Below are 1,851 nucleotides of genomic sequence, written 5' to 3' on the forward strand. Positions count from 1 at the left end.
AACGCAGCGGCAATTTCGCGGGTGGTCATCCCTTTGGCATACAACGATAAAATCTGGTTATCCATCCCGGTGATCCGGGTCTGGTTCTTCTTCACCAGTTGCGGTTCAAAGGAACCATCACGATCACGTGGTGTACGCAGTTCCAGCGGACCATAGCCGGTGGTAACAGTCTTTGTGGAGTAGCCATTGCGCGTGTTAGTTCCAGATTTGGACTGGTGCTTCTCATGCCCGAGGTGATGGGTCATTTCAGCATTAAGGGCAGACTCAACGCTGATCTTTTTCAGCAGGCGATCAAACTGGTTGAAATCGTCAGGGGTTTTGAGATTTTTGGCCAGCTCGTTAGCCAGAGCCTGTAACTGTTTTTCGTCCATAAAGTAACCTGCTTTTGATGTTGGATTGAACGTATCAAAATCAGGCAATTACACAATCTCGTGTACAGGCTCCCTTGTGCGTGCTGAGCAGTGAGCTTTCCTGTCTGGAAGAGACAACAATACGATCCATGGCAGCAACTCTCTCTGTTAACTGATTATTATGACTCAGGATATCAGCATAGATAGTTGCATAGGGTTATTAAAGACGTTTTACCCTTCTTTACGCTGTGAAGTGCTAATTTTATAAGCATTATGATGATATTACGTCCAGTTAACGTTAAATAGGTTATTTTTAGCGCAGTTGAGCGTTATCAGGCTTTACAACCTGTCGGGCTGTGTTTATAGTTCGCTTCGTTGTGGAGGGGTGGCCGAGTGGTTTAAGGCAGCGGTCTTGAAAACCGCCGAGTGTAACAGCTCCGTGAGTTCGAATCTCACCTCCTCCGCCATTATTTTCAAGCACTTATCTGTAGTTACCCGTCTTGTTTTTCTCCCTGTTGGTATTAACTTGGTATGTTTTGTTGGTATATCCATTTCTCGTAACTGCATAATTATTCACTTTTTTTGATTAACGGTAAATCCAGCGTCGGGCTAATTTTGGTCTTGCGGTCATAGGTGATCACCTGCATTTCTGTTTTGTGTCCACTAGAAACCTGTTTATCTCGGCTGCTGCCATCGTAGTCAGAAATCCCCTTGGCTTTCAAATCGTGGAAGTGGCAGATCAACTCATAACCAAGTTTTTTACCAGCTTCCCGGCGTGCGTTAACCCATAGCGTCTTCAGCCTCTTATGGCTGTATTTGTCACCGAATTTATTGGCGATGATGTAACGCCGACCACCCAACGAACGCGCGTGATCGAGAACTGCGCGTAACCTGTCGGTGTACTCCTTGATTTGTTTAACACCCGTTTTGCTCTGTTGAACGAATAAACCCAAATCAGTTTCTTGCCGCCATTCCAAATCCTGCACATCACCGATCCTTGCTGCACAGAGATAGGCGATCTCCATGGCACATTGAAGCGCTGGTGTGGCTTCCTGGTAAATCGCCAGATATTCAGCATCAGTGGAGGCTAAGAACCGCTTTTAATCCATCGGACAATCGTGCCAATAGTCCAATCATATAAGAAAGAAAAAGACCCGCAATGGCAAGATAAAAGCCAATGCCGAATATTAAAGAATATCCGGAGTAACCTTTAGTAAAGGTGATTGACTCAATCAAAACGTACTTAAACGACACTGGCCAATTATTGAAAATACATTTCTGCGCCACTCCAATAGCTATAAAAACACAGCCAACAATAAAAAATATTGAACCAACCCTTTTGACGGGGGTATTCAAAGATTTGCTAATGTTTTCTAAAAATATTTTTCCCATCAATCCCCCAACGCCCGACTAAGATCGGGCGCTCTGTTCGGTGTGCTATCACCCGGCTCCCACCAGGAACGCTGATTCCAGTCTTTGCGTGCTCGGTCTTTCATGCGCC

3 protein-coding genes and 1 tRNA gene are annotated in these 1,851 nt (G+C 45.2%); 1 reads left to right on the forward strand and 3 read right to left on the reverse strand.

The window, feature by feature from the left end; all coding sequences use genetic code 11:
- Positions 1-371, reverse strand: a 371-nt coding sequence (locus QZ506_RS03440) for a transposase (protein WP_291969082.1), incomplete at its 3' end; no start/stop codon positions are given.
- Between the two features lie 358 nt (positions 372-729).
- On the opposite strand from QZ506_RS03440, the gene QZ506_RS03445 reads away from it, so the two are divergent.
- Positions 730-817 (forward strand) — tRNA-Ser (locus tag QZ506_RS03445).
- A gap of 102 nt (positions 818-919) precedes the next feature.
- Here the strand turns inward: QZ506_RS03445 and QZ506_RS03450 are convergent.
- Both QZ506_RS03450 and QZ506_RS03455 read right to left on the reverse strand, forming a co-directional pair.
- Positions 920-1,417: a tyrosine-type recombinase/integrase gene (locus QZ506_RS03450; protein WP_367272962.1), complete on the reverse strand. Its 498-nt coding sequence runs from the start codon at positions 1,415-1,417 to the stop codon at positions 920-922.
- A gap of 10 nt (positions 1,418-1,427) precedes the next feature.
- Positions 1,428-1,742, reverse strand: coding sequence for a hypothetical protein (locus QZ506_RS03455; RefSeq protein ID WP_291969080.1), 315 nt, complete (start codon positions 1,740-1,742; stop codon positions 1,428-1,430).
- Between the last annotated feature and the right edge of the window lie 109 nt (positions 1,743-1,851).

Origin of the sequence: Candidatus Symbiopectobacterium sp. (assembly GCF_020054415.1) — a bacterium.
GTDB lineage: Bacteria > Pseudomonadota > Gammaproteobacteria > Enterobacterales > Enterobacteriaceae > Symbiopectobacterium.

What these genes read in the sequence shown, in the direction of transcription:
- QZ506_RS03455 (WP_291969080.1), bottom strand. Translation starts at nt 1,742, where the DNA reads ATGGGAAAAATATTTTTAGAAAACATTAGCAAATCTTTGAATACCCCC.